1 protein-coding gene is annotated in these 4,783 nt (G+C 74.1%); it reads left to right on the top strand.

Annotated features, from left to right (window positions below):
* The coding region (locus ABT245_RS45540; RefSeq protein ID WP_351746966.1) for an SDR family NAD(P)-dependent oxidoreductase at positions 1 to 4,783 on the top strand (4,783 nt) is incomplete at both ends.

Genomic DNA, 4,783 nt, shown 5'->3' on the forward strand with positions numbered 1-4,783 from the left:
TGTCGTCGTTCGGGATCAGTGGCACCAACGCGCATGTCATCCTCGAACAGGCACCCGCGGACCCCGCACCGCACCAGCCCACCCCCACCGGACCCTTGCCGGACATGCTCGCACCCGCGCCCGCCGCCCCCTGGCTGATCAGCGCGCGGACCGAGGCTGCCTTGCGGGACCAGGCGCAGCGGCTGCGCGCCTTCGCCACGGCACACCCCGAGTACACCGGCCCCGACATCGCACACTCCCTGGCCACGGCTCCCACCCAGCACGCCCGTTCGGCAGCGGTCGTCGGAGCGGACCGTGGCACCATGCTCGACGCCCTCGGGGCACTGTCCGACGGCCGCCCTTCCGGACATGTGATCCACGGTCCCGCTGCCGGAACCCGGGCCGGCAAGGCCGCCTTCCTGTTCAGCGGGCAGGGCAGCCAGCGCCCGAACATGGGGCGCGAACTGTACGAGACGTACCCGGTGTTCGCGACCGCCTTCGACGCCGTCTGCCGGCGTCTGGACCCGCTCCTGCCACACCCCGTGAAGCAGGTGCTCTTCACCGAGGGACAGGCCCCCGATGGCCTGCCCGCCGGTGTGCAGGCCCCCGGTGTGCAGGACACCGCCCTCCTGGACCGGACCGTGTTCACACAGGCGGCCCTGTTCGCCGTGGAAGTCGCGCTGTTCCGGCTCCTGGAGCACTACGGACTCGTCCCCGACTACCTGCTGGGCCACTCCGTCGGCGAACTCGCCGCCGCGCACGCCGCGGACGTCCTCTCCCTGGACGACGCCTGCGCCCTCGTCGCCGCCCGCGGCCGGCTCATGCAGTCGGCACCTGCCGGCGGCGCGATGGTCGCCGTGGAGGCCGCCGAGCCGGAAGTGCGGCAGGCCGTGGCGGCAGCGGCCGGCCGCCTCGCCGTGGCGGCCGTCAACGGGCCCGCCTCCGTCGTGGTCTCGGGCGACGAGGACCTGGTGGCCGAACTGGCCGCCTCCTGGCGCGAGAAGGGCCGCAGGGCCACCCGCCTCCAGGTCAGCCACGCCTTCCATTCGTCCCACATGGACGGCATCCTCGACGAGTTCCGGCAGGTGGCGGCCGGCCTTGCCTACTCCGCTCCGCGGATCCCCCTGGTCTCCAACCGCACCGGGCAGATCGCGTCCGCCGAGGAGCTGGCGTCCCCCGAATACTGGGCCGAGCACCTGCGGCACACGGTCAGGTTCGCCGACGGCATCCGCACCCTGCGGCGCGCCGGTGTGACGTCCTACCTGGAACTCGGCCCGGACCCGGTCCTGTCGGCCATGGCCCGGACCTGCCTGGAAGGGACGGGCGACCACATCGCCGCCCCCCTCGCGGTCCTGCGCGGCGGTCACCCGGAAGCGCACACCCTGTCGACGGCTCTCGCCCACGCCGCCGTGCACGGTCCCGCCCCGGACTTCGGGCGTCTTTGCGCCCAAGCGCGTCGGGTCACCCTGCCCACATACGCCTTCCAGGGGCGGCGCTACTGGCTCGACACCCCCGAGGCCACCGGGGACACGACCGGCCTCGGGCTCGACGATCCGGGTCACCCGCTGCTCGGCGCCATGACCAAACTGGCCGAAGGCGACGGCATGCTGTTCACCGGTCGCCTCTCCCGCCGCACCCACCCTTGGCTCGCCGACCATGTCATCGCGGATACGGCACTGCTGCCCGGTACCGCGATGGCGGAACTCGCCCTGGCCGCCGGCGACCGCTTCGGCTCCGACACGCTCCGCGAACTCGTCCTTGAGGCGCCTCTCGTCGTACCGGAAAAGACGGCCGTGCGGCTCCAGGTGAGCGTGGGCCCCGCCGACTCCGTGGGGGAAAGGCCCGTCACGGTCCATTCGCGCCCGGAGCCGGACCACGCGGATGCCCACGGCACGCCATGGACCCGGCATGCGTCGGGCACGCTCGCCGCGCCCGTGGAAGGCGGTACCGACCCCGCCGTGACCGGCCGCGCACGGCCGCCCCGGGGCGCGCAGCCGATGGACCTCGACGGCGCCTACGAGCGGCTGGCCGACGTGGGCTATGCGTACGGTCCTGCGTTCCAGGGACTCGTCAGGGCCTGGGAACTCGGCGATGCCCGGTACGCCGAGGTCTCCCTGCCCGAGGAGCACCGTGCGGACGCCGCCCGGTTCGGCGTCCACCCGGCCCTTCTCGACGCGGCCCTGCACGCCTTGCTCGTCGCCGCTCCCGACACCGGGACGGACGGTGGGACCCTGCGGCTCCCGTTCTCCTTCGACGGCCTCACCCTGCACGCCACCGGTGCCACATCGCTGCGCGTCCACTGGACGCCTGCCGGCGCCACCGGCGCCCGGCTCACCGCCACCGACCCCCACGGCCACCCGGTCGTCTCCGCCCAGAACGTGGTGCTGCGCCCGGCCGGTGCCGGCCTGATCGCAGGACAGGACGGCGCCGCGCACCACGAAGGGCTGCACCGCCTCGACTGGCAGCACGTTCCGGCCGCCGACACCGACGCCCTGCCGGCCCCCCAAGGGCACTGGGGCGTCCTCGGGGCCGGCCCCGACGGCCGGCACACGGCACTGGAGGCGCCGGGTGCGACCCTGGCCCGGTATCCGGATGCCGACGCCCTGGAAGCCGCCCTCAGCGCAGGCGGGCCGAGCCCCGACGTGCTCGTCCTGCCCTTTGTCACCGAGGCCGACCCGGGCGCCGACCCGGCCGCGGCGACACGCAGCGCACTGCGGGCCACCCTGGCCCTGACCCAGCGGCTGCTCGCCGACGAGCGCCTGGCGACCACCCGGTTCCTGCTGCTGACGCGAGGCGCCGCGACCGTGGCCGACGAGGACGTACGAGACCTTCCCGGTGCGGCCGTACGGGCCATGCTGCGCACGGCCGAGAGCGAGCACCCCGGCCGGTTCGTCCTTCTGGACGTCGAAGCGCCGGACACCCCGCCCGGTGGTGACGAAGGGGAACCCGGGGTCTCGCCGCGCACGCTCGCCGCGGCCCTGGCCGCCGGCGAACGCGAACTGGCCCTGCGGGGTGGCACGGCGTACGCCCCCCGCCTCGGCCCGGTTCCGGTCTCCCGCCCGTCCGAGGCGTCGCCGCCCCGCCGGCTCGACCGGGGCGGCACCGTCCTGATCACCGGTGCCGCCGGTGGTCTCGGCACCATCCTCGCCCACCACCTGGTCGCCCGGCACGGAGTGCGGCATCTGCTCCTGACGAGCCGGCGGGGCCTCGCGGCCGACGGGGCCCCGGAACTCGTCGCCGCCCTGACAGCGGCGGGCGCCGAGGTCGCCTTCACCGCCTGTGACGTAGCGGACCGCGCCGCCCTCACGGAGCTGCTTGCCTCCGTGTCCGAAAAGCACCCGCTCACCGCCGTGTTCCACGCAGCCGGGGTGCTGGCCGACGCGACGCTGGAGAACCTGACGCCCGGCGACGTCGACGAGGTGGTGCGGCCGAAGGCCGACGCGGCCTGGCTCCTGCACGAACTCACCGCGGACGCCGAGCTGTCGGCCTTCGTGCTCTTCTCCTCTGTCTCGGGCCTCCTCGGCAATCCCGGGCAGGCCAACTACGCGGCGGCCAACGGCTTCCTGGACGCCCTGGCACTGCACCGGGCCGCACACGGTCTGCCCGCTACCTCGCTCGCCTGGGGCCTGTGGGGATCGGCCGCCACGATGGCCGGGCCGCTGACCGAAGCGGACCGGGCACGGTGGGCCCGGCAGGGCATCGCCCCGCTGACCGTGGAGCGCGGCCTGCGGTTGCTGGACGCCGCACTCTCCACCCCCGACACGCTGCTGGTACCGGCCGAACTGGACCGGGCCGGGCTGCGCGCCCCCGGCAGCACGGTCCCCGCACTGCTGCGCGCGGTCGTCCGGCCCAGCCGGCGGCGCGTACCTGCCGCGCAGATAGGCGCCGCCGGCGAGAGCGGCACATGGTCCGCACGGATGGCGGCGCGGACGGAATCCGAACGCCGCAGGGCCGTGGAAGACCTCGTACGGGAGACCGTCGTCGGAGTTCTCGCACTGGACGGCCCCGAAGCCGTCGACTCCGGCGCGGCGTTCAAGGAACTCGGCATGGACTCGCTGTCCGCCCTTGAGCTGCGCGGCCGGCTGACGACCGCGACCGGCATCCGGCTGGCGGCCACCACCGTCTTCGACCACCCCACCCCGTCGGCCCTCGCCGGCCACCTCATGAGGGAGGCCGCCCGGCTCTCCGGCACGACGGACCCGACCGGCTCCCCCAGCGGGCAGCGGGCGGCCGACGGGGCACCGGACGACGACCCGATCGTCGTCGTCGGCATGGCCTGCCGCTACCCGGGAGACGTGCGGACACCACAGGACCTGTGGCAACTCGTCGACACCGGCACGGACGCCATCGGCCCCTTCCCCGAGAATCGCGGATGGAACGTCGGAGCGCTGTACGACGAGGACCCGGACCACCCCGGCACCTCCTACACCCGGCACGGGGGCTTCCTCTACGACGCGGACCGGTTCGATGCCGAGTTCTTCGGGATCAGCCCGCGGGAGGCCGTGGCCATGGACCCGCAGCAGCGGCTGATGCTGGAGGCCACCTGGGAGGCCGCCGAAAGCGCCGGGATCGCCCCCGACACACTGCGCGGCACCCAGACCGGTGTCTTCAGCGGCGTGATGTACAGCGACTACACCTCCCGGCTGCACACCGCACCGGAGAACACCGAGGCGTACCGCTTCCTGGGCAACGCTCCGAGTGTGGTCTCCGGGCGGGTGTCGTACACGTTCGGTCTTGAGGGTCCCTCGGTGACGGTGGACACGGCGTGTTCCTCGTCGTTGGTGGCGGTGCACCTCGCGGCGCA

It is taken from the genome of Streptomyces sp. NPDC001508 (genome assembly GCF_040298665.1).
Taxonomy (GTDB): domain Bacteria; phylum Actinomycetota; class Actinomycetes; order Streptomycetales; family Streptomycetaceae; genus Streptomyces.